The sequence below is a fragment of the Qipengyuania sp. genome (assembly GCF_042095715.1).
GTDB lineage: Bacteria > Pseudomonadota > Alphaproteobacteria > Sphingomonadales > Sphingomonadaceae > Qipengyuania.
This window is the reverse complement of record NZ_JBELMO010000001.1, coordinates 122,416-143,591: the sequence shown is the minus strand read 5'-3', so window position 1 is coordinate 143,591 and position 21,176 is coordinate 122,416. Positions and strand designations below refer to the sequence as shown.

General features: G+C 65.0%; 21 protein-coding genes. 13 read left to right on the top strand and 8 right to left on the bottom strand.

What is annotated here, in order from left to right; translation table 11 throughout:
* The first annotated feature begins 58 nt into the window (after positions 1-58).
* Genes ACFDTG_RS00730 through ACFDTG_RS00720 form a run of 3 tightly spaced genes read left to right on the top strand, consistent with a single transcriptional unit; the run spans position 59 to position 2,359 of the window.
* The gene (locus ACFDTG_RS00730) at positions 59-1,282 is read left to right on the top strand and encodes a toxic anion resistance protein (protein WP_375289157.1); all 1,224 of its coding nucleotides are present in this window, start codon (positions 59-61) and stop codon (positions 1,280-1,282) included.
* A gap of 1 nt (position 1,283) precedes the next feature.
* Positions 1,284-2,057: a hypothetical protein gene (locus ACFDTG_RS00725; protein WP_375289156.1), complete on the top strand. Its 774-nt coding sequence runs from the start codon at positions 1,284-1,286 to the stop codon at positions 2,055-2,057.
* A complete protein-coding gene (locus tag ACFDTG_RS00720) occupies positions 2,057-2,359 on the top strand; it encodes a polyhydroxyalkanoic acid system family protein (protein ID WP_375289155.1) in 303 nt (100 codons plus the stop codon). The genes ACFDTG_RS00725 and ACFDTG_RS00720 overlap by 1 nt, the downstream gene beginning before the upstream one ends.
* 2 nt (positions 2,360-2,361) lie before the next feature.
* On the opposite strand, the gene fghA is transcribed toward ACFDTG_RS00720, so the two are convergent.
* Genes fghA through ACFDTG_RS00705 form a run of 3 tightly spaced genes read right to left on the bottom strand, consistent with a single transcriptional unit; the run spans position 2,362 to position 4,890 of the window.
* Positions 2,362-3,210 (bottom strand): S-formylglutathione hydrolase, encoded by an 849-nt coding sequence (gene fghA / locus ACFDTG_RS00715; RefSeq protein WP_375289154.1) that lies wholly within the window; start codon positions 3,208-3,210, stop codon positions 2,362-2,364.
* Between the two features lie 4 nt (positions 3,211-3,214).
* Entirely contained in the window at positions 3,215-3,769 is a 555-nt protein-coding gene (locus tag ACFDTG_RS00710; protein ID WP_375289153.1) for a cupin domain-containing protein, read from the bottom strand.
* A gap of 11 nt (positions 3,770-3,780) precedes the next feature.
* A complete protein-coding gene (locus tag ACFDTG_RS00705; RefSeq protein WP_375289152.1) occupies positions 3,781-4,890 on the bottom strand; it encodes an S-(hydroxymethyl)glutathione dehydrogenase/class III alcohol dehydrogenase in 1,110 nt (369 codons plus the stop codon).
* A 98-nt stretch (positions 4,891-4,988) separates the two neighbouring features.
* Between ACFDTG_RS00705 and ACFDTG_RS00700 the strand changes: the two genes are divergently transcribed.
* The 5 genes from ACFDTG_RS00700 to ACFDTG_RS00680 all read left to right on the top strand — a co-directional run bounded on the left by ACFDTG_RS00700 (position 4,989) and on the right by ACFDTG_RS00680 (position 9,224).
* Positions 4,989-5,342, top strand: a complete 354-nt coding sequence (locus ACFDTG_RS00700; protein WP_375289151.1) for a hypothetical protein — start codon at positions 4,989-4,991, stop codon at positions 5,340-5,342.
* A 63-nt stretch (positions 5,343-5,405) separates the two neighbouring features.
* Positions 5,406-5,831 carry a hypothetical protein gene (locus ACFDTG_RS00695; RefSeq protein ID WP_375289150.1) on the top strand — a complete coding sequence of 142 codons (426 nt, stop codon included), beginning with the start codon at positions 5,406-5,408 and terminating at the stop codon, positions 5,829-5,831.
* A 79-nt stretch (positions 5,832-5,910) separates the two neighbouring features.
* Complete coding sequence (locus tag ACFDTG_RS00690) at positions 5,911-6,582, top strand: glutathione S-transferase family protein (RefSeq protein WP_375289149.1); 672 nt, start codon at positions 5,911-5,913, stop codon at positions 6,580-6,582.
* 15 nt (positions 6,583-6,597) lie between these two features.
* Positions 6,598-6,996 (top strand): peptide-methionine (R)-S-oxide reductase MsrB, encoded by a 399-nt coding sequence (msrB, locus tag ACFDTG_RS00685; protein WP_375289148.1) that lies wholly within the window; start codon positions 6,598-6,600, stop codon positions 6,994-6,996.
* 20 nt (positions 6,997-7,016) lie between these two features.
* The gene (locus ACFDTG_RS00680; RefSeq protein ID WP_375289147.1) at positions 7,017-9,224 is read left to right on the top strand and encodes a transglycosylase domain-containing protein; all 2,208 of its coding nucleotides are present in this window, start codon (positions 7,017-7,019) and stop codon (positions 9,222-9,224) included.
* 102 nt (positions 9,225-9,326) lie between these two features.
* On the opposite strand, the gene ACFDTG_RS00675 is transcribed toward ACFDTG_RS00680, so the two are convergent.
* The 3 genes from ACFDTG_RS00675 to hflK all read right to left on the bottom strand — a co-directional run bounded on the left by ACFDTG_RS00675 (position 9,327) and on the right by hflK (position 13,004).
* On the bottom strand, positions 9,327-10,862 hold the full coding sequence (locus tag ACFDTG_RS00675; RefSeq protein WP_375289168.1) for a Do family serine endopeptidase: 1,536 nt from the start codon (positions 10,860-10,862) through the stop codon (positions 9,327-9,329).
* Positions 10,863-11,022: 160 nt separating this feature from the next.
* Positions 11,023-11,868 carry a protease modulator HflC gene (gene hflC, locus ACFDTG_RS00670; protein WP_375289146.1) on the bottom strand — a complete coding sequence of 282 codons (846 nt, stop codon included), beginning with the start codon at positions 11,866-11,868 and terminating at the stop codon, positions 11,023-11,025.
* Positions 11,868-13,004 carry a protease modulator HflK gene (gene hflK, locus ACFDTG_RS00665; RefSeq protein ID WP_375289145.1) on the bottom strand — a complete coding sequence of 379 codons (1,137 nt, stop codon included), beginning with the start codon at positions 13,002-13,004 and terminating at the stop codon, positions 11,868-11,870. Before hflK ends, hflC begins: the two co-directional genes overlap by 1 nt.
* Before the next feature lie 118 nt (positions 13,005-13,122).
* Between hflK and ACFDTG_RS00660 the strand changes: the two genes are divergently transcribed.
* The 4 genes from ACFDTG_RS00660 to ACFDTG_RS00645 all read left to right on the top strand — a co-directional run bounded on the left by ACFDTG_RS00660 (position 13,123) and on the right by ACFDTG_RS00645 (position 18,924).
* The gene (locus ACFDTG_RS00660; RefSeq protein ID WP_375289144.1) at positions 13,123-14,100 is read left to right on the top strand and encodes an Mrp/NBP35 family ATP-binding protein; all 978 of its coding nucleotides are present in this window, start codon (positions 13,123-13,125) and stop codon (positions 14,098-14,100) included.
* Positions 14,079-16,409, top strand: a complete 2,331-nt coding sequence (locus tag ACFDTG_RS00655) for a xanthine dehydrogenase family protein molybdopterin-binding subunit (RefSeq protein WP_375289143.1) — start codon at positions 14,079-14,081, stop codon at positions 16,407-16,409. The genes ACFDTG_RS00660 and ACFDTG_RS00655 overlap by 22 nt, the downstream gene beginning before the upstream one ends.
* Positions 16,406-17,440 carry a ferrochelatase gene (gene hemH / locus ACFDTG_RS00650; protein ID WP_375289142.1) on the top strand — a complete coding sequence of 345 codons (1,035 nt, stop codon included), beginning with the start codon at positions 16,406-16,408 and terminating at the stop codon, positions 17,438-17,440. The genes ACFDTG_RS00655 and hemH overlap by 4 nt, the downstream gene beginning before the upstream one ends.
* Positions 17,441-17,541: 101 nt before the next feature.
* Positions 17,542-18,924 carry a cytochrome P450 gene (locus ACFDTG_RS00645; protein ID WP_375289141.1) on the top strand — a complete coding sequence of 461 codons (1,383 nt, stop codon included), beginning with the start codon at positions 17,542-17,544 and terminating at the stop codon, positions 18,922-18,924.
* Between the two features lie 31 nt (positions 18,925-18,955).
* Here the strand turns inward: ACFDTG_RS00645 and ACFDTG_RS00640 are convergent, their stop codons facing one another.
* Positions 18,956-19,147: a DUF1674 domain-containing protein gene (locus tag ACFDTG_RS00640; protein ID WP_375289140.1), complete on the bottom strand. Its 192-nt coding sequence runs from the start codon at positions 19,145-19,147 to the stop codon at positions 18,956-18,958.
* Between the two features lie 59 nt (positions 19,148-19,206).
* Here ACFDTG_RS00640 and ACFDTG_RS00635 point away from each other — a divergent pair, with 59 nt between their 5' ends.
* Entirely contained in the window at positions 19,207-20,442 is a 1,236-nt protein-coding gene (locus ACFDTG_RS00635; RefSeq protein WP_375289139.1) for an RsmB/NOP family class I SAM-dependent RNA methyltransferase, read from the top strand.
* On the opposite strand, the gene msrA is transcribed toward ACFDTG_RS00635, so the two are convergent.
* Positions 20,439-20,978: a peptide-methionine (S)-S-oxide reductase MsrA gene (gene msrA / locus ACFDTG_RS00630; protein ID WP_375289138.1), complete on the bottom strand. Its 540-nt coding sequence runs from the start codon at positions 20,976-20,978 to the stop codon at positions 20,439-20,441. The two genes, ACFDTG_RS00635 and msrA, sit on opposite strands and share 4 nt — an antisense overlap.
* Positions 20,979-21,176: the final 198 nt, after the last annotated feature.

Below are 21,176 nucleotides of genomic sequence, written 5' to 3'. Positions count from 1 at the left end.
AGATAGCTAATACAGGAATGTGGCCCTTCGGCCAATGACGGGAGAGTGTGACGCCGCCATGAGTGAGAACCAGACTAGCCCCGCCAGCAAGGTCGCCACGGCGACTGCGACCGATCTCAACCTGGTGGCGCCCGATCCGGTGCCTCAGGTTGCCGCGGAAAAAGCGGCGGGCCTCGTGCCCGTCTCCGAAGAGGTGAAGTCGAAGCTTCAGACCAAGGTCGATTCCTTTGTGGACGAACTGGTCGCGGTGGACGCGAATTCGCCCGAATTCGGAAAGAAGGTCGATCAGTTGACCAACATGGGCCGCAAGGAGATCGCCCAGGCAGCGGGGATGTCCAACCGCTTCCTGGACCGGCCGGTCCGCGCCATGGACAAGGATGCCGGCGTCGGCAAGGATCTGGCCGAACTGCGCAGCATCGTGGAAGACCTGGACCCGGGCAAACGCGGAAAACTGTCCAAGGGGCGCAAGATCCTTGGCATCATCCCCTTCGGCAACAAGCTCAACAGCTACTTCCGCAGCTACCAGAGCGCGCAGGGTCACATCCAAGGCATCCTCGGCAATCTCGCGAGCGGGAAAGACGAGTTGCTGATGGACAATGCCGCAATCGATGTGGAGCGGACCAAGCTGTGGGAAGCGATGGGCAATCTGGAGCAGATGATCCACATCTCGAAGGCGCTGGATGCCAAGCTGGAAGACAAGGCGGCCGAACTCGATGCGACCGATCCCGCCAAGGCAAAGGCGATCCGCGAAACCGCATTGTTCTACGTCCGCCAGCGCACGCAGGATCTGCTGACGCAGATGGCAGTCAGCGTACAGGGCTACCTCGCGCTCGATCTGGTGAAGAAGAACAATGTCGAACTGGTGAAGGGGGTCGATCGGGCCAGCACCACCACGGTCAGCGCGCTGCGCACGGCGGTTACCGTTGCCGAAGCGATGACCAACCAGAGGCTGGTGCTCGGGCAGATCACGGCCCTCAATGACACCACGGCCGGGATCATCGATTCAACCGGTACGCTGCTGCGCGACCAGACGGCGAAGATCCATCAGCAGGCTGCGGAAAGCACCATCCCGCTCGAAACGCTGCAACGCGCGTTCCAGAACATCTACGACACCATGGACGAGGTGGACAGCTTCAAGCTGAAAGCGCTCGACTCCATGAAGCAGACCGTGGGTCTGCTGTCCGACGAAGTGGAAAAATCCAAGGGCTACATCGCTCGGGCCGAGGGGCAGGCGCAGGCATCGAAACAGATGAGCGAATCCAGCCTGCTGACGGCGGAGTGAGATGCCCGATCTGACCCGAGACAGCGACCGTATCCTCAGCGAGAGCCGTGCGCTCGTGCGCGACAACCGCGAAGGGGGCCGGCATCGCCGCACCTCCTCGATCGGGCAGGGTTCGGCGCGGATAAAGCGGTCCAATCTCACCAAGCGCATTCGCAACGTGATCCTGGCGGTCTTCGCGATTTGGGTGGCGAGCGGCGTCATTGGCGCGATCGTCAACGGCATCGGCATTCTCGGCGTCGTCGCGGTGCTTATTGCCACAATCGTCGCCATCGGGGTTTTCGGCAGTTTTCCCCGCCTCAAGACCCCGACCCGCGCCGATCTGACCAAAGGCGACGATGTCCAGCGGCTGGTCGGGCGGACCGAATTATGGCTGGAGGCGCAGCGTCCCGCTCTGCCGCCACCCGCCGCAAACCTGGTCGACAAGCTGGGCGTGCAACTCGATGGTCTCGGCATGCAGCTCGAAGGTGTTGAGCAGAACCACCCCAAGGCGCGCGAAATCCGCAGCCTGATCGGCGAACAATTGCCCGAAATGATCGACAGCTATCGCCGGATTCCGGCGCAGATGCGGCGCGAGGAACGCGGCGGCTCCTCCCCAGACCAGCAACTGACCGAAAGCCTTTCGACCATCAGCGGCGAAATCGATTCGATCACGCGGCAGCTGGCAGAAGGATCTCTGGACGACCTTGCCATCAAGCACCGCTTTCTGGACTACAAATTCGGTAGCGGTGGCGACGCAGCGCCGCAGCTCGAACACAAGGACCGGGGAGACGATTGATGCGCGTTCCGATAAGTCACGATCTCCCCAAGGAAGAGGTGCGCCGAAGGCTTTCTTCCCGTACGCATGAGATCGCCAATTTCGTGCCCGGTGGCATGGCCGATGTGACCACCAGCTGGCCTGACGAAGATACCATGCAGCTGGGCGTGCGCGCGATGGGTCAGGGGATCGAGGGACGCGTGCTGATCGAGGACCATCAGGTCGTCTTCGAGATCGACCTGCCCCCCGCCCTGTCGTTCGTGGAGCCCATGGTGGCCGGCGCGATCCGCAAGCAGGGCACCAAGCTTCTGGAGCAGAAGTAGCCTCAGTTATTCAGTCGCTCGGCATGCCAGGCGATATGATCGGCCATGAAGGTCGATATGAAGTAGTAGGAGTGGTCGTAGCCTTCGTGCAGACGAACATCCGCTGCGATACCCGCCGCCTCGCACGCTTCGGCCAACAGGTGCGGGCGTAGCTGTTCGACCAGAAACTGGTCGGCCATGCCCTGGTCCACGAGCAGGTCCGCAACGCATGCCCCGTCTTCGATCAGCGCGACCGCGTCATATTGTCTCCAAACGTCGCGATCCTCGCCCAGATATCGGCCGAGTGCTTTTTCACCCCAAGGCACCTGTGATGGGGCAACGATGGGGGAAAAGGCACTGATCGAACGGAAGCGATCCGGGTTGCGCAGGCCGATCGTAAGCGCGCCGTGGCCGCCCATGGAATGGCCCGTGATCGCCTGGCGCGCCATATCTGCGGAAAAATGCTCGCCGATCAGCCGAGGCAGCTCGTCCTCAATATAACTGCGCATCCGGTAATGCTTAGACCAAGGGTCCTGCGTCGCATCGACGTAGAAGCCGGCCCCCTTGCCGAAATCATATTCATCCTCGGCATCCGGCACCTCGTCGCCGCGCGGACTGGTATCCGGCGCGACGAAGATGATTCCATGTTCCGCGCAAGCGGCGCGATATTCGCCCTTCTCGGTAACGTTGGCGTGGGTGCATGTGAGGCCGGACAGATACCACAGCACCGGCAGCGTCGCACCGTCACCGAGTTCGGCGGCCTGCGGTGGGACGAATACCGAAAAGGTCATCTCCGTCCCGGTTTCCCGCGAGGGATGCGAATAGACGCCCTGAACGCCGCCATGCGAGCGATTGCGGCTTAGCGTTTTCATGGGTTCAGGCCTCGCGATGGATGCCGCAGATCTTGTGACCGTCGAGGTCGCGGAAATAGGACAGATGCATCGTGCCCAGCGCGCCTGCATCGCGCGGCCCGGGAGGACCCTCTATGCTGGTCGCGCCGTTCGCGACCGCAACGTCGTGCAGTTCCTTCACCTGTTCGGGCGAATTGCACTTGAAGCCGATCGTCATCCCGTTTGCGCAGGTCGCCGCCTCGTCGTCGATCGGCTGGGTCAGCATGAAGGTGTTGCCGGTGTTGGGACTGTGGGCCGGATCGATCAGCAGCGCCTTCACCTCGCCCGCATCCGCGACCGGGCGGTGTTCGGTCCCGGCTGGGATCACGATCAGTTCTCCCTCGCCCAGGATTTCGATCCGGTCGCGCATCTCGATCGTCAATGTCCCTTCCACGACCAGGAACAATTCATCATGGTCATGGGCGTGCCAGTCGAAGGCGCCTTCCAGCCGGGCGATCCGCACTTCGTGCCCTTCGTAACGCGCGACGATGCGCGGTGCCCAGCACTCGCTGAATGTGCCGAATTTCTCGGCGAGGCTCACCACCCCACCCATCAGTCGTAAACGACTACGCTTCGAATGCTCTCGCCGCTGTGCATCAGGTCGAAACCCTTGTTGATTTCTTCCAGTTTCAGAACGTGGGTGATCATCGGGTCGATCTGGATCTTGCCGTCCATGTACCAGTCGACGATCTTGGGCACGTCGGTCCGGCCCTTGGCCCCGCCGAAGGCCGTGCCGCGCCAGTTGCGGCCGGTTACCAGCTGGAACGGCCGCGTCTCGATGGTCTTTCCCGCTTCCGCAACGCCGATGATGATGCTGGTGCCCCAGCCCTTGTGGCAGCATTCCAGGGCTTGCCGCATCACTTCGGTATTGCCGGTGCAGTCGAAGCTGTAATCCGCACCGCCATCGAGCATCTGGACGAGGTGGGCGACCACATCGTCCACGTCCTTCGGATTCACGAAATCGGTCATTCCGAAATGTTCGGCATAGGGCTTCTTGTCGGGATTGATGTCGACGCCCACGATCCGGTCGGCACCCGCCATGCGCGCGCCCTGGATCACGTTGAGCCCGATCCCGCCGAGGCCGAAGACCACCACATTGTCGCCCGGCCGCACATCGGCCGTATTCACCACCGCGCCAACGCCGGTCGTCACCCCACAGCCGATGTAGCAGCTGGTGTGGAAGGGCGCGTCCTCTCGAATCTTGGCGACCGCGATCTCTGGCAGAACGGTGTAGTTGGAGAAGGTGGAGCAACCCATGTAGTGATGGATCATCTGCCCCTTGTAGCTGAACCGGCTGGTCCCGTCCGGCATCAGCCCCTTCCCCTGCGTTTCGCGGATCGCGCTGCACAGATTGGTCTTGCCCGACAGGCACATTTTGCACTGGCGGCATTCGGGCGTGTAGAGCGGGATCACGTGGTCCCCCGGCTTTACGCTGGTGACGCCGGCACCCACCTCGCGCACCACGCCGCAACCTTCATGGCCCAGAATGCTCGGAAACAGCCCTTCGCTGTCCAACCCGTCGAGCGTGTAGGCATCAGTGTGGCAGATACCGGTCGCCTTGATCTCCACCAGGACCTCGCCAGCCTTGGGCCCCTCGAGATCCAGCTCGACGATCTCGAGCGGCTGCTTGGCTTCGAAGGCGACGGCGGCTCTGGTTTTCATGAATTCGAATCTCCGTGTATCTGATGCGGGCCTAGATGGCGGGCGTGGCGGCTTCAAGGGTAGGTTGTCGTTCAGAATGGCGGGCCTATGCTGCCGGCATGATCGCATTTCTCGCCAGCCTGGCGCTTGCCACTGCCGCAGCTCCCGCAACGGACGTCGCGCCGCAGCTCAATACGCAGCAACAACTTGCACTCACCTGTTCGGCAGCCCTGGCCACGACCGCCCAAAAGCAGGCCGCCGGCGATGCAGCCGCCCTGGCCTATCCGCCCCTGGCCGAACGCGGGCGTGAATTCTTCGTGCGGGTGTCGGCCAAGGTGATGGACGAGACCGGTCTTTCCCGCGCGCAATTGCGCGACGCTTTGACCAGCAGCGCGGCCTCTCTGCGCGAGCAGGATGAACTCGCCGCCGTGATGCCGACCTGTCTCGATATGCTTGTTGCCGCCGGGCTCTAGCTTTCACGGCCCATTCATTCCCGCAGGCCTATCGAACTGTCGCTTTTAGCGAGGGAAATCCCGATGCGTTATCCGATCCTGCTAGTCGCCCTGCTGCCGCTTGCGAGCCCGGCCTTGGCACAAACCTCCGGCAGCGCGACCGGAAGCGACCTGGCTCGTGCGAAACAGGCGCTGACCGACCCCGCCCGGCAGGAAGCGCTGGCGCGATCGCTCGGCGTGATGACGGAAGTCCTGCTCGACCTGCCGCTGGCCCCCCTCGTCGCTCCGCTGGCAGAGGCCGCCGGAGAGGATCGCGAGGGCATTGATCCGGACATGACGCTGCGCAAGATCGCGCCGGATGCCGGCCGCATCCCCCAGGAGATCGAAAGCAATCTGCCACGGGCGATGACTGCCACGGCGGGGATGAGCGAGGCCGTCGCCAGCGCTCTTCCGCAGCTGGAAGCGCTGGCCCGAACGCTCCAGCAGGCCCTGCCGCCCGAACGGCCCTGAGTGATTGCGAATACTTGCCGGAATTTTGCATCCAGCCATGGATTTTACCCCGGCGATCCGGCAAGGCGCTGTTCCATAAATGTGGCAACTGCACCAATTCCCTCTCTGCCCCTTCAGCCGCAAGGTTCGCCTGCTGATGGCGGAGAAGAACATCGCCTATGAACTGGTGCGCACCCTGCCATGGGAGCAGGGCGAGGAATTGTGCCGACTGAACCATGCGGGCCGGACGCCGGTTCTGGCCGATAGCGGCCGCAATCTGGCCTTGGCAGACAGCCGGGCGATCTGCGAATATCTGGAAGAAACGGTCGAGCGCAATCCGATGCTGAGCGGCAGCAGCGCTGCACGCGCAGAGATCAGGCGGCTGATCGCGCTGTTCGACGAGGGCTTCTTCAACGACGTGACCGGACCGCTGCTCAATGAAAAGATGAAGAAGCGGCTCTTCTTCCGCCAGCCCCCGGATTCTCGCATGTTGCGCGAAGCGATGAAGGCAGCGCACGAGCACCTCTATTATCTCGACTGGCTCGTCGACACCCGCAACTGGCTGGCCGGGCCCATGCTGAGTCTGGCGGATCTGACCGCCGCGGCGCAAATTTCAGTGGCGGATTATCTCGGCGGGATCGACTGGACGGGGCACGAACAGTCCCGCACCTGGTACGCCGTGATGAAGAGCCGGCCCAGCTTCCGCCCGCTGCTGGCCGAGAAGATGGAAGGCATCCAGCCCCCGGCGCATTATGCGCTGGTCGATGCATAAGGAGACCCGAACACCATGACCGACAAGGTAGCAATGACCGACGCCGAATGGCGCGAGCGGCTGACCCCCGAACAATACCATGTGCTCCGCGAAAAAGGCACCGAACGCGCCTTCACCGGCAAGTACGACAAGAACAAGCAGGAAGGCGAATACCACTGCGCGGCCTGCGGGCAGCTTCTGTTCAAGAGCGACGAGAAATACGACAGCGGATCGGGCTGGCCCAGCTTCACGGCTCCGGCGGAAGGCGACGCGGTGGAGGAACATCACGATGTCAGCCACGGCATGATCCGTACCGAAGTGCTGTGTTCCAATTGCGAAGGGCATCTGGGCCACGTCTTCCCCGATGGGCCGGGCGAGAACGGGCTGCGCTATTGCATCAATTCCGCCGCGCTCGATTTCGAGCCCGAGGACTGATCAGAAGCGGCGGCTGAGGTATGGCAGGCAAGGACAGTCGCCGCTCGCGCACCACGCACCAGAAAACCGCGGCCGCGCGGGCGCGCGCTCGCGCTGAGGAAGACGCGGACGGGGGCGGCGGGTTCGGCAAATGGGTCAAGCGCCTGTTCCTGTGGGGTGCCGTACTGGCCCTGCTGGCGACGGTGTTCGTGGGAATCGCGGTGGCCTTTGCCGCGCGCTCGCTACCCAGCTTCTACCAGCTGCGCGCAACGCAGAACGGGCAGACCATCGTGGTGCGCGCGCGAGACGGTAGCGAGATCGCGGAACTGGGGCCCAACTTCGGCCAATGGCTCGATTCCAGCCAGATCCCGGAGACAATGAAGGAAGCGATGGTCGCTGTGGAAGACCGCCGTTTCTACATGCATCCAGGCGTCGATCCGCTGGGCCTGATGCGCGCGGTCTATGTCGCGATGACGGGTGACAAGCGCGTCTCCGCCACCAGCACCATTACCCAGCAGCTGGCGCGCAATGTCTTCCTCAACAACAACCGCTCGCTCGATCGCAAGCTGCGCGAAGGCATCCTGGCGCTGGCGCTGGAGGCCAAGTTTACCAAGGCGCAGATTCTGGAACTCTATCTCAACAAGGTCTATTTCGGCGGAGGCGCCTATGGCATCGATTCCGCCAGCCGCACGTTCTTCAGCCATCCGGGTACCGAGCTGTCGATCCCCGAAGCCGCGATCATCGCCGGCATGGTGAAGGCGCCAAGCCATTACTCGCCCACCGCCGATGTCGATGCGGCAATCGGGCGCGCCGGGGTCGTGCTGGGGTTGATGCGCGATCAGGGCTACATCACCGCGTCCGAAGCGCAGATCGATCCGTCGACCGTCAAATTGAAAGCCGCGAAAGCCCAGAACTCGGTCCGCTATTTCACCGATTGGGCGCTGCCGCAGCTCGATGTCCTGCTGCCCGTCACAAGCGAGCCGATCGAGGTATGGACCACGATCGATCCCGGAATGCAGCAGGCAGCGACGGCGGCGGTAAAGGCCAACGCGCCCAAGGGATCGCAGGGCGCGCTGGTCAGCATGGATCGCGACGGCGCCGTGCTCGCGCTGGTCGGCGGCACCGATTACGTCGAAACCAACTACAACCGCGCGGTCACCGCGCAGCGGCAGCCCGGATCGGCCTGGAAGCTGTTCGTCTATCTCGCCGCACTCGAGGCGGGCTACAAACCGGAAGACCGCGTGGTGGACACGCCCGTCACCATCGACGGCTGGACGCCCCGCAATTCCAGCGGGCGCAACGTGGGGGAAACCAATCTCCGGACCGCCTTCGCTTATTCCATCAACACGGTGGCGGCCCAGCTTGGGAACGAGGTGGGGTTCGGAACAGTCGCCTCGATGGCGCGCCGCTTCGGCATAACCACACCGGTTTCGACCTATCCCTCCATGGTGCTGGGCTCCAACGAGGTCCGCCTGATCGACATGGTGCGCGCCTTCGCCGCCGTGTCCGCCAAGGGGCAGTCGGTCGAGCCCTATGGGATCGTAAAAGTCACCAGTGCGAGCGGCGAAGTGCTCTACCAGCACGAGCGCAGCCGTCCGATCCAGCTGGTCCCCGATTACGTCGCCGCCGGCATCACCGATCTGTTGCAGACCGCCGTCAACACCGGCACGGGTCGGGCGGCCCAGATCGGGCGCCCCGTCGCGGGGAAGACCGGCACCACCAGTTCCAACAAGGATGGCTATTTCGTCGGCTTTTCGAGCGGCATCACGACCGGCGTCTGGATGGGACGCGACGACAGCAGGGTCGTCCCAGGGCTTCAGGGCGGCACGGCGCCGGCGCGCGCCTTTGCCGCCTACATGCGTTATGCGGTGAAAGACCGGCCGGTCACTCAGTTCGAAACGGAGCTGACCTTGCCGGAATGGCAGATCGAACCCGACGACGAAGCCATGTTCGGCAATCCGGACGATTACTACTTCGTGGACGAGCAGGGCAATCTGATCGAACGCGGCCGAGACGACGGGGTCGGCGATGCCGGCGGAACCGACGAGGTCGGCAACAGCCGGGATCAACCCGGTTTCGACGATGCCTTGGGCGGCGGACAACAGCCCGCGCGCCCGCAGCCGGGCAGGGGCCAGGACATGCCGCAGGCTGCCAGCGACGATTTCCTCGATCGCGCGACGGGGAGCGCGCCGGTACAGCCGAGGACGCCGCCGCGACCGCAGCCTACCGGCACCCAACCTCCCCGTTAGCGAACAGGTCGGCGATTACCGGCTCTCCCCGCTCTACCCCGCATACGAAAAACCCCTCCATCGCTGGAGGGGTCTTGTCGTTTAATCGCTCGGAAAAGCGTGTCAGCGCATGCGGACTGCCACATAGCGCGGCGGCTGGCCGCGCCTCTGGATCCGCAGCAGCAGGGCATCGCGATCGTCGGCCTTCGCCTGCTGGATCGCACTTTCCAGCTGCGCCGCGCTGGTAACCTGGCGATAATTGGCCGACAGGATGATGTCGCCGCGTTGCAGGCCCTTGCGCGCGGCGTCAGCGGATCCGTCCACGCCTGCAATGACCACGCCCTTGGTATCGCTGGACGCACCGAGCTGCGCGGCAATCTGCGGGGTCAGTTCCACCACCGAAAGCCCGAGTTGCTCCTGAACCGCGCCATTGGGCTCGGAGTCGCTCATACCCGAGCCATCGTCGTCTTCGCCGCTGAACATCTGCTGTTGGCGAAGCGCCTCTTCCGACGGGCGCTTGCCGACGGTGACCGTCACGCTGCGACGCTGGCCATCGCGCAGCAGCTCGACGGGAACCCTGGTTCCCGGCTCGATATTGGCGACGAGGAAGGACAACGTCTGGTCGCGGGTAACGTCCTGGCCATTCACCTTGGTCACGATATCGCCCGCGCGGATGCCCGCCTGCTCGGCGGCTTCACCCGGCTGCACCGTCTGGATGATCTCGCCACGATTGCGGGGAAGCCCCAGCGATTCGGCAAGATCATCGTCCACCGGCGCGATACCGACGCCCAGATAGCCACGCGTGATCGACTTGCCCGCCTTGAGCTGTTCCACGATCGGAGCGGCGGTTTCGGCGGGGATGGCGAAGCCGATGCCCACGCTGCCCCCCGATGGGGAGAAGATGGCGTTGTTGATACCGATGACATTGCCCTGCATGTCGAACAAGGGACCACCCGAATTGCCGCGGTTGATGGCGGCATCGGTCTGGATATAGCGGTCGTATGCGCCGCCCTGGCCGGTGTTGCGGTAGACTGCGGACACGATGCCGCTGGTCACCGTCCCGCCAAGGCCGAAGGGATTGCCGATCGCCATCACCCAGTCGCCGACACGGGCCTCGGCCGAGTTTCCAAAATGGACGAAGGGCAGAGCCTTTGATGCCGACACTTTCAGGACCGCGAGATCGGATGCCGCGTCCGCCCCGACCAGTTCGGCGGGATATTCGGTGCCATCGGGCATGGTGACGGTGATTTCCTCCACCGTTCCGCGCCCGCCGGGGCTGGAGATCACGTGGTTGTTGGTCACCACGAACCCATCGGCGGAAATGATGAAGCCCGAACCCAGCGATTGCGCCTCGCGCGTTTGGGGCTGCTGCGGCTGGCGGCCACGCTGACCGAACAGTCCTTCGAAAGGCGTTCCGGCGAACGGATTATTGGGCTGGTCCACCTCGATCCGCTGACGGGTGGAGATGTTGACGACGGCTGGGGCCAGTTGTTCCGTCAGATCGGCGAAACTTTCCGGCGCTCCCGCGCGGGGGACCACACGGGTCATCTGGCTGGCATCGTTCTGGGCCACCTGAGCCCCGGCGGGGTGGCCGGTGATCAGGGACACGCTGGCGCCACCCAGCAGGAGGGCGGCGGTCAATCCATAAGCATAGCGCACGGGCTTCACGTCCTCTCGATCCTTCCATCAAATTTTGTTGCGCGGCGGAAACGATGCCGCCTTGCGAACTCAGATTTGCTCACGCGGATACGATTACAAGGGTAGGCGCACTGAACCGCAATTGAATGAGCAGGCCCACGATACAAGCCGTTACCGGACGCTACCGATTGCCCTTGAATTGTCGCAGATATTCATTGTCCGCGCCGATCACCATGTTGCTGGTTCCTTCGCCCTGTTCGAAGGTGCGGCGATAGCTTTCCATGGCTCGGTAGAAATCGTAGAATTCCGGGTCCTTGCCGTAGGCATCGGCATAGGTCGACGCGGCTTCCGCTTCGGCATCGGCCTGTATGATCTGCGCATCGCGCCGGCCGCTGGCGCGGATCGTTTCGGCCTCGGCCTCACGATCGGTCTGCATCCGGGTGAAGGCGGTTTCCAACGGACTACCGTCGGGAAGATCGGCGCGCTTGATCCGCACGTCGATGATCTGCGCACCATATTCGCGTGCCTGACGGTCAAGCTGGTTGCGGATGTTCGCCATTGCATTGCCACGTTCCGCCGTCAGCAGCGCAGCGAAGGGGCGGCGTCCAAGTTCCTGCCTGATGGTCGACGACAGGATCGGCGAAAGCTGGTTCTTGAGGTTCTCCTCGCTACCGGCGCGTTCCACCATCCTTACCGGATCGATCACCCGGAAACGGGCGTAGGCATCCACCAGCAGGCGCTGCTGATCGTTGGAGAGCACCTGCTGCGGCTCCATGTCGAGATTCATGATGCGGCGATCGACATACTGCACCCGCTCGATGATCGGGATGCGATACCACAGGCCCGCGCCCGTCTCACCGAAGGGGACGTTGGGCCGGAAACGGTTGATGACCGCCACCGGCTCACCCGTACGGATCTTGACGGCCTGCTGCGTTTCCGGAACCACGATGAGCGTGGACAGCACGGCCACTATCAGCACCACCAAGGCGATGATCACGGTTTTGTAATTGTGCCAGATGGATTCCATCACTGGTCTCCCTCATCATTTCCGGCAGGGGCCGGCGCGCGGTTGCGCTTGGCCACTTCGGGAAGGGGAAGGTATGGTGTCACACCGTCGGCCTCGATGATGGTCTTGTCGGTCTTGCCCAGCACGCTTTCCATGGTTTCGTAATAGAGCCGGCGCCGCGTCACTTCGGGGGCCTGCCGGTATTCCTCGTAAATGCGGTTGAACGCACCCGCATCACCCTGCGCGCGGGCCAGAACCTGCTGAGCATAGGCGCGCGCGCGGTTGCGCATGGCGTTGGCATCCTGCTGTGCGGCGGACACGTCCTTGAACGCATCGATCACCTTGGCAGGCGGATCGGCTTTCTCGATCTCGATGCCCTGGACCGCGACGCCCGCGTTATAGGTGTCGAGCAACTGCTGCATCCGCGTGGCGACGCGGCCTTCAATCGCGGCACGTCCCGCACCCGAGACCACGCTGTCGAGGTTCTGCTCCGCGACCGAGGCGCGCATCGCGCTCTCCGCGACTTCGCGAATGGTCAGCTCGGGATCGTCGAGCTGGAAGGTGAATTGCTTCAGGTCCTTGATGTTCCAGCGGATGACGTAGCTCAAATCGACGAGATTCTGGTCGCCGGTAAGGATCAGCTTCTCGCTCTCGCCGCCGATCTTCACCGAACGGATCTCGGACACGTTCTCGACCGTCACCTCCTGCAACGGCCAGGGGAACGTGAAATTCAGCCCCGGGGTCAGGCTGCGGGCGTATTTGCCGCCCAGCCAGGTGACGATGCCTTGTTCCTTCGGCTGGACCTGATGGGTGCTCGTGACGAGCAGCCAGATTCCAACAACCGCGGCAACGATCAGCGGGATCCAGCTCTTGCCGCCCGGCCGTTCCGGCATGCGGAAACCGGGGCCGCCCGGACCGCCGCCAAACTTGCTCGCGCGGCGCGGCCCCTCGGGCCCGCGGTTCTTGAAAATATCTTCTATGCTGGCCGAACGGCGCGGCGGCTCGCCACCGTTGCTCGGCGGCAACCAGGGATTGCGCGGGCCCGACGGTTTGTCGGGCGCAGGCTTATCCGCCCGAGGCTCGTCGGAAGGCGCGCCGGCGGGTTCACCGTCACCGTCTTTGGGGGGCTTGCCCCAGGGGTTGCGTTTCCCGGCCATCGCCAGCCGGGGAGCCTTATCGGACCCGTCCCATCGTATCATGACACTGTTATAGGCACCGTTGCGCGCGAAAAACAGGGGTTGCGGGGCGCTTTTTCATGCGCCACCCGCCTCACCCATGAACGACAAGGCCATCGACGCCGAACTGGTGGGCACTCTGCCCGCGGCAATTGCCACCCGCATCACCTCCGCTCGCCGCTCCGGCAGCGTGGCCGGACTGGTGGTGGATGTGGCCGGTCTGGACACGCGCGCACGCGGCGAACTGGAGCAGGCGCTGAAGGATCTGGTGGGGGCGAGGCCCGGCGTTTCCGAGGTCCGCGTGGTCATGACAGCCGAAAAGAAGCCGCGCCGCATCCTGGCGGTGGGATCGGGCAAGGGCGGCGTCGGCAAATCCACCCTGGCGGCGAATCTCGCCATCGCGCTCGCCCACAGCGGAACCAGGGTCGGGCTGGTGGATGCCGACATCTACGGCCCTTCCCAGCCCACCATCATGGGCGTGGAAGGCATCAGGCCAGAGGCGACCGAGAAGCAGTTGATCCCGGTCCCCACCCCATCGGGCGTGCCGGTATTGTCGATGGGCCAGATCGTGCCGCCGGGCAAGGCGATCGCCTGGCGCGGTCCGATGACGGCGGGTGCGCTGAGCCAGCTTGTCGATGCCGACTGGGGCGATACCGAGCTGCTGGTGGTGGACATGCCGCCGGGCACCGGTGACGTGCAGCTGACCATGATCCAGAAGCACAAGCCCGCCGGCGCGATCCTGGTCTCCACGCCGCAGGACCTTGCGCTGATCGATGCCGCCCGCGCCGGACAGCTGTTCGACCAGTCGGGCGTGCCGATCGTCGGCCTGATCGAGAACATGGCGGGCTATGTCTGCCCCCATTGCGGCCAGATGTCGGATCCCTTTGGCGCAGGCGGGGTGGAGGCTGCGGCCGAGCGGCTGGAGTTGCCGTTCCTCGGCCGGATCCCGCTGGCACTGGCGATTCGCGAAAGCGGCGATGCGGGAAAACCCCCGGCGGCATCGGATGACGCTGCGGTGGCGGAGCCCTTCCATGCCATCGCCCGCAAGGTGCAGGCATGGCTCGCCGCGAACGCGTGAGCCCGCACCCCGGCTCGGCTAGCGGCTCCGGCCTCACACGGCGCAAGCTGCTGGCGGGGGCCGCGGTAGCGGGCGGACTGGCGGTCGCCTGGGTTCTGTGGCCGCGCACCTATTCCGGCATTCTGCAGCCCGGCGAAGGAGAATACGGCTTCGGCGCCTGGCTGACCGTGGGGCGGGACGGGGTGATTACCGTCGCGGTCCCCCAGCTTGAGATGGGACAGGGCGTCACCACCCTGCTGCCCCAGCTGGTCGCAGGTGAAATGGGCGCGGACTGGCGCCAGATCGCGGTTCTGCCCGTACCGCCAAACGGAGCGCAGCCTAATGCGGTGCTGGCCGCAAGATGGGAAAGCCTGTGGAATCCGCTGCCTTCGCTTGGCGCAGAGGCGGACGATTTCCTGATCGAGCGCTTCGCCCACCGCAATGCCTTCGGTGCGACGGCGGACGGCACCACCCTCGCGGCTTATGAATTGCCCGCGCGCGAAGCCGGGGCGACGGCCCGGGCGATGCTGGCCATGGCCGCGGCGGAGCGCTGGGGCGTGCGGTGGGAGGAGTGCGAGGTCCAGGGTGGCATCGTGATGCAGGGAAACAACCGCGCCACCTTCGGCGAACTGGCGCAGGAGGCGGCGGCCATGAGCCCGCCCGATCCCCCGCCGCTGCGCCCCGAGGATCCGGCGGAGATCCCGGGGCCCGAAGGCGGCGACGCCCCGCTGGTCTACCCCCGGCTGGACCTGCCGGCCAAGGTGGATGGCAGCATGATCTTCGCGGGCGATGTGCGCCTCCCCGGCATGCTACACGCCTCCATCCGCCACGGCCCGGTGGGCCTGCCGCTGCTCGATAGCTTCGATGCGGACGCGGCGGCCCGCATCAGGGGCGTGCGCGGCGTCGTGAAATCCAAGCGCTGGATCGCGGTTGCCGCCGATTCGTGGTGGCAGGCGGACCGCGCGCTCTCCGCGATGAACCCGCGTTTCAAGGGGGCGGACAGCCTGGACAGCGCGCCGCTGATGGACCAGCTCTCTCAGGCGGCGCAGAATTCGGGGGAGGTCATCTATACGCGGGGCGATACCGCCGCCGCGCTGGCCGACGGCGATGCCGTATTCACCGCCACCACCCGCATCTCCCCCGCTATCCACGCCGCGCTGGAGCCGACCAGTGCCACGGCGCGCTTCGCGGACGGCCGGCTGGAACTGTGGGTCGCCAGCCAGGCGCCGACCGCGGCGCGCGATGCGGCCGCAGCAGCCGTGGGCATCTCCTCTTCCAAGGTGGAATTCTACCCCGTTCCCGCCGGCGGCAGCTTCGACGCGCGGCTGGAAAAGCAGCAGGCTATCGAGGCCGCGCAGCTCGCAAAGGTGCTGGGGCGACCGGTCCAGCTCACCTGGCCGCGCGGCGAAGAGGCCAAGGCCCTGCCCCCGCGCACACCGGTAGCCATCGCGATTACCGCCAAGCTCGATCCGGCCTCCGCGTTGCCAATTGCCTGGCAGGCGCGAATCGCCTGCCCCGCCACCACGCGCGAATTCGGCGCGCGCCTGTTCGACAATGCGACGCCCGAAGCCGCGATCGAGGCGGCATCGGGCTTGGTCGACCCGCTCGCCTGCGAAGGCGCCGTGCCGTGCTATCCGATCCCGAACGTTGCGGTGGAGCATATCCCGGTCACGCTGCCGCTGCCGACAGCGCGGCTGCGCGGCAATTCGCCCGCCTACACCGCCTTCGCCATCGAAACCTTCATGGACGAGCTGGCCGCGCGGGTGGGGCGCGATCCGCTGTTGTACCGGCTGGAGCAACTGGGCCGCGAGCCGCGCCTCGCCGCGATCCTGCAACGCGCCGGGCGGCTGGCGGAATGGGACGGCGGCAGCGCGGGCAGCGGGCAAGGGCTGGCTCTGGTCCGCATGGAGGACAGCGGCAATGCGAGCGGCGGTGGCCACATAGCCTGCGTCGCCAAGGCGCGCGCCGCCGAAGGCGGGCTGCGTGTGGATCGCCTGACCGCGGTCGTGGACATCGGCCGGATCGTGAATCTCGACATCGCGCGCCAGCAGATCGAGGGCGGACTGCTATTCGGCGTCGGACTGGCCGCCGGACAGAGCCCTGTGTGGGAGGGGGGCCAGCCGCGTCCCGCCGGGTTCGGGGGGCTCGGGCTCCCCACGCTCGCCACCGCGCCTGAGGTTATCGTGGAATTCGTCGCCAGTCAGGCCCCGTCCTTCGATCCCGGTGAACTGGGCGTCGCCGCCGCCCCGCCCGCCATCGCAAACGCGCTGTTCGCCGCCACAGGGCGCCGTATCAGGACCCTTCCCCTTATCGAAAGCACGCCCGCATGACCTGGCAGGAACAGAAACTTCCCCCCGATCACACCCCGGTAAAGAGCGGCCGGATCGGCCTGCTGCTGGTCAATCTGGGCACCCCCGCCGCGCCGGAAACGGGGGCGGTGCGCCGCTATCTGGGCGAATTTCTCTCCGATCGCCGGGTCATCGAAATACCCCAGCTGATCTGGCAGCCGATCCTGCGCGGCATCATCCTCAACACGCGCCCCAAAAAGAGCGCGCATGCCTATGCGCAGGTCTGGACCGAGGACGGATCGCCGCTCGCCGCGATCACCAAGGGGCAGGCTGCGGGATTGCAGGCGCGCCTGGGGGAGGAGGTGATGGTGGATTGGGCCATGCGCTATGGCGCACCCTCCATTGCCGACCGGCTCGAGGCACTGTTCGCTGCCGGATGCGATCGCATCCTGTTCGCGCCGCTCTATCCGCAATATTGCGCCGCCACCACCGCGACCGCCGTGGATGCGGCGGGTGACTGGTTGCGCGACAAGCGCTGGCAGCCGGCCCTGCGCACTCTGCCGCCCTATCATGACGATCCTGTCTATATTCAGGCGCTGGCCAACGACCTGGAACGCCAGATCGAGGCGCTGGATTTCGCGCCCGAGGTGCTCCTGCTGAGCTTCCACGGCATGCCCAAGCGGACGCTGGAGCTGGGCGATCCCTACCATTGCCACTGCCGCAAGACCGCGCGTTTGCTGGAGGCGGAAATGGCCGAAAGCCGCACCGGCGCTTCCCTGCGCTTCGTCACCAGCTTCCAGAGCCGCTTCGGCCCGGCGCAGTGGCTGGAGCCGGCAACCGACGCCACGCTGGAGCAGCTTGCGAAAGACGGCACCCGCCGCCTGGCCATCGCGGCGCCGGGCTTTTCTGCCGATTGCCTCGAAACGCTGGAGGAACTGGCTCTGCGCGGGCGCGAGCAATTCGTGGAAGCCGGGGGCGAGCACTTCGCCGTGCTGGACTGCCTCAACACCGGCGAGGCGGGGATGGGAATGCTGGGAACCCTCATGCGCCGCGAGCTGGCGGGCTGGATCTGACAGGCTAACCCTCCCCCGCGCCGGAGGGGAGACGGCGTACATTTGCTTACTGGACCTCCCTGCCCAGCTTACTTACACTGCGGTAAGCAAGGGAGAGAGCCATGGCCACGTTGCCAAATCCGCATACTGCCGGCGAATTCACGCCCACGACAAAGCGTCCGCCGGCGAGTGCGCTCGACCATATTCCGGGGGCCGATGGCCTCCCGGTGATAGGCGCGACACTTGCCATCCTCAGCGATCCGCCGCGGTTCTCGCGCAACATGCTGGATCGCTATGGCCGGATCTACAAGGTCAACAGCTTCGGATACTACACCGTTTCCCTGATCGGGCCGGAGGCGAACGAGCTCGTCCTCTTCGACCGGGAAAAGCTGTTCTCCAGCGAACATGGCTGGGGCCCGGTTCTCGACCAGCTGTTCCCGCGCGGACTGATGCTGCTGGATTTCGACCATCACAAGATGGACCGGCGAGCGCTGTCGATCGCGTTCAAGCCGGGGCCGATGCGGCATTATGCCGACAGCCTCAATCGCGGCATCGCGCAGCGGGTCGAAGAATGGGGCGCCGGGGCGATGGAATTCTACCCCGCGATCAAGCAACTCACGCTCGATCTGGCGGCGGACAGCTTCATCGACCTGCCGCTGGGCGAGGAGGCGGCGAAGATCAACCAGGCCTTCGTCGACATGGTCCAGGCCTCGGTCGCGCCCATCCGCAAGCCCCTGCCCTTCACGCAGATGGGCCGCGGGGTGAAGGGCCGCCGCTATCTGGTGGACTGGTTCGGCAGGGAAACCGTGCGGCGGCGCGAAAGCGGCGGCGGGCAGGACATGTTCAGCCAGTTTGCGCGCGCGACCCGCGAAGATGGCGAATTGCTGAGCGTGCAGGAAGTGGTCGACCACATGATCTTCCTCATGATGGCCGCGCACGACACGATCACCTCGTCCGCCACGACGATGGTCTATCAACTCGCCCTGAACCCCGAATGGCAGGAGAAAATCCGGCAGGAAGTGCGCGCGGCGACGGGCGGCGACGATGGTTTCGTGAGCTACGAGCAGCTTGGCGAGCTCGACATTACCGAAATGGCGTTCAAGGAAGCGCTCCGGTTCATGCCCCCGGTGCCTTCGATCCCGCGCCGGGCGCTGCGCGCGTTCGAATTCGGCGGATACACGATCCCGGCGGGCACGCAGGTTTCGGTAAGCCCGGGCGCGACGCACTGGCTGGAAGACATCTGGCCCGATCCCGACCGGTTCGACCCGATGCGTTTCACCCGCGAGGCAGAGAAGGCGCGGCACAAATATGCGTGGGTGCCCTTCGGCGGAGGCGCGCATATGTGCCTGGGCCTGCATTTCGCCTATATGCAGATCAAAATCCTGATGGCGCACCTTCTGACCCGTTATCGGATCGAGATGGCCGAAGGCTACGAGCCGGAATGGCAGGCATGGCCCATTCCCAAACCGAAGGACGGGCTGCGGATTTCACTCCGGCCCCTCTAACGATGCGCCAGACGCGGCGCGGGACCGGTGCTCAGAAATCGACCGCGATGCCCTTGATCGTCCAGTCGCCATAGCGGGTCGGGCTGAGACCCTGGGGGTCGTCTTCATCGCTCGCCCCTTTGCTTGGTTCGGGGGGCGATTCATTCGACCAATAGCTGGGCTTCCGAAAGGCCTCGTGGCCATCCGGGGTGCGTTCACGGGGCTGATCGATATCTTCGGTCATATGCTCACAATGCCTCAGACTGGCTAAGGGTTTCAAGCCGGGCTAGGGGCGGGCGCATCATGCCCACACCTTCCGGTTTCCACGCGCGGCGGGCCGCGCTGCGCCTTCTCGATGCAGTTCTGCGCCGGGGGGAGACGCTGGATCAAGCGCTTGGCGGGGCCACCGCCGATGTCCGCAAGCCGGAAGACAGGGCGCTTGCCCGCGCCATCGCATCCGAAACCCTGCGCTGGCTGACCGATCTCGACGCCTTGATAGACAGCGCGACAGCGCGCGTGCTTCCGCCCGATGCCAAGGCACGGATGGTCCTGAGACTGATGCTTTCCCAATGGCTCAGGCTGGATACGCCGCCCCACGCGGTGCTCGCCACCGGGCTCGAACTGCTATCCGCCGGGCCACGCCGGCTCGCCCATGGTGTCTATTCTACCCTCACGAAACAATCGGTCACGCTGCCTTCGGCCCCGACCTTGCCCCCCGCCGTCGCGGCGCGGTGGGGCGATCGGTCGCACGCGATAGCGGCTGGTCTGGCCAATCTTCCGCTACTCGATCTGACCTTGAAAGACCCATCAGAAACAGCGCTTTGGGCTAGCCGACTGTCCGCCGACAGCCTCGCGCCCGGTCACTTGCGCCTCCCGCGCGGCGCCGCCGTCGAAACCCTGCCCGGCTATGCCGACGGCGCCTGGTGGGTGCAGGATCTCGCCGCATCGCTGCCTGCCCGCCTGCTCGGCTCCGGCGAGGGGAGACATGCGCTCGACCTGTGTGCCGCGCCGGGTGGGAAGACCTTGCAATTGGCCGCCCAAGGTTGGCAGGTCACCGCGCTCGATATCTCGAAGCGGCGCCTCGACCTCCTGAAGGATAATCTGAACAGAACCTCGCTCAAGGCTGCGCCCTTGCGCGCCGACGCGCTCAATTGGGAGCCCAAGCATCGGTTCGACGCAATCCTCCTCGACGCACCCTGCACCGCCACGGGCACCGCTCGCCGCCACCCCGACGTGCTTCACCGCGTCGGTCCACGCCTGATCGAGGAAATGGCGGAGTTACAGGCCGCGCTGCTGGAACGTGCCGCCGGCTGGCTCAAGCCGGGCGGCACGCTGGTCTATGCGACCTGCTCTCTCGAGCGCGAGGAGGGCGAGGACCGGGCAGAAGGCGTTCCCTTGCCGCCCGCTCCGATTGCGCAGGACGAATTGCCTGCAGGTTTGGCGCCCACGTCCGAAGGCTGGCTGCGCACCGACCCCGGCATGCTGCCGGAGGCAGGCGGCCTAGACGGATTTTTCATCGCACGCTGGCGGGCGCCCTAGTCTTTCAGATATTTCTGGAAGCTCTTGCGCAATTTCATCAGCTTGGGTGGGATGGTAGCCTGGCAATACGGATTGCGCTGCCCTTCGCCCCCCCAGTACTCCTGATGATAATCCTCCGCGGGATACCATTCGGCAGGTCCCTCCACGGCGGTCACCGCGCGTTCGCCGGGATGATCGGCATTCCAGCTCTCGATAGCGTCCTGCGCAGCCTCGCGCTGCTGCTCGTCGACAAGAAAAATCGCGCTGCGGTACTGCGTCCCGACATCGTTTCCCTGCCGGTTGAGCTGGGTCGGATCGTGGGTGCCCATGAACACATCCAGCAGATCGGCCAGCGAAATCGCATCGGGGTCGAATTCGACCTTCACTGCCTCCGCATGGCCCGTTTGCCCACTGCATACCTCCTTGTAGGTGGGATGCGGCTTGTCACCGCCGATATATCCGCTTTGAACGGACTTCACGCCGATGACATCGTTCATGACCGCCTCGGTGCACCAGAAACATCCTCCGGCCAGGATCGCGGTACGGGTCTCACTCATGCTGGTCTCCTTTGCCGGGAGAGATAGGAAGCCGAACAGCAATTGTCATTGGTGGCTCAGTCGATAGAGTGGCGGCGAGTCCGGTCGCGGGGTAGCGATGCACTGACGATGTCGTGCACGATCCCGATGGCCGGCAACATCGCGATCGGATACCGCTCGTTTTCCGACGGCGGATGATGCGCCAATGTCATAAACATC

Coding starts and splice junctions, on each gene's coding strand:
- ACFDTG_RS00730 (WP_375289157.1), top strand. CDS start 59: ATGAGTGAGAACCAGACTAGCCCCGCCAGCAAGGTCGCCACGGCGACT.
- ACFDTG_RS00725 (WP_375289156.1), top strand. CDS start 1,284: ATGCCCGATCTGACCCGAGACAGCGACCGTATCCTCAGCGAGAGCCGT.
- ACFDTG_RS00720 (WP_375289155.1), top strand. CDS start 2,057: ATGCGCGTTCCGATAAGTCACGATCTCCCCAAGGAAGAGGTGCGCCGA.
- fghA (WP_375289154.1), bottom strand. CDS start 3,210: ATGAAAACGCTAAGCCGCAATCGCTCGCATGGCGGCGTTCAGGGCGTC.
- ACFDTG_RS00705 (WP_375289152.1), bottom strand. CDS start 4,890: ATGAAAACCAGAGCCGCCGTCGCCTTCGAAGCCAAGCAGCCGCTCGAG.
- ACFDTG_RS00700 (WP_375289151.1), top strand. CDS start 4,989: ATGATCGCATTTCTCGCCAGCCTGGCGCTTGCCACTGCCGCAGCTCCC.
- ACFDTG_RS00695 (WP_375289150.1), top strand. CDS start 5,406: ATGCGTTATCCGATCCTGCTAGTCGCCCTGCTGCCGCTTGCGAGCCCG.
- ACFDTG_RS00690 (WP_375289149.1), top strand. CDS start 5,911: ATGTGGCAACTGCACCAATTCCCTCTCTGCCCCTTCAGCCGCAAGGTT.
- msrB (WP_375289148.1), top strand. CDS start 6,598: ATGACCGACAAGGTAGCAATGACCGACGCCGAATGGCGCGAGCGGCTG.
- ACFDTG_RS00680 (WP_375289147.1), top strand. CDS start 7,017: ATGGCAGGCAAGGACAGTCGCCGCTCGCGCACCACGCACCAGAAAACC.
- hflC (WP_375289146.1), bottom strand. CDS start 11,868: ATGGAATCCATCTGGCACAATTACAAAACCGTGATCATCGCCTTGGTG.
- hflK (WP_375289145.1), bottom strand. CDS start 13,004: ATGGCCGGGAAACGCAACCCCTGGGGCAAGCCCCCCAAAGACGGTGAC.
- ACFDTG_RS00660 (WP_375289144.1), top strand. CDS start 13,123: ATGAACGACAAGGCCATCGACGCCGAACTGGTGGGCACTCTGCCCGCG.
- ACFDTG_RS00655 (WP_375289143.1), top strand. CDS start 14,079: ATGGCTCGCCGCGAACGCGTGAGCCCGCACCCCGGCTCGGCTAGCGGC.
- hemH (WP_375289142.1), top strand. CDS start 16,406: ATGACCTGGCAGGAACAGAAACTTCCCCCCGATCACACCCCGGTAAAG.
- ACFDTG_RS00645 (WP_375289141.1), top strand. CDS start 17,542: ATGGCCACGTTGCCAAATCCGCATACTGCCGGCGAATTCACGCCCACG.
- ACFDTG_RS00640 (WP_375289140.1), bottom strand. CDS start 19,147: ATGACCGAAGATATCGATCAGCCCCGTGAACGCACCCCGGATGGCCAC.
- ACFDTG_RS00635 (WP_375289139.1), top strand. CDS start 19,207: ATGCCCACACCTTCCGGTTTCCACGCGCGGCGGGCCGCGCTGCGCCTT.
- msrA (WP_375289138.1), bottom strand. CDS start 20,978: ATGAGTGAGACCCGTACCGCGATCCTGGCCGGAGGATGTTTCTGGTGC.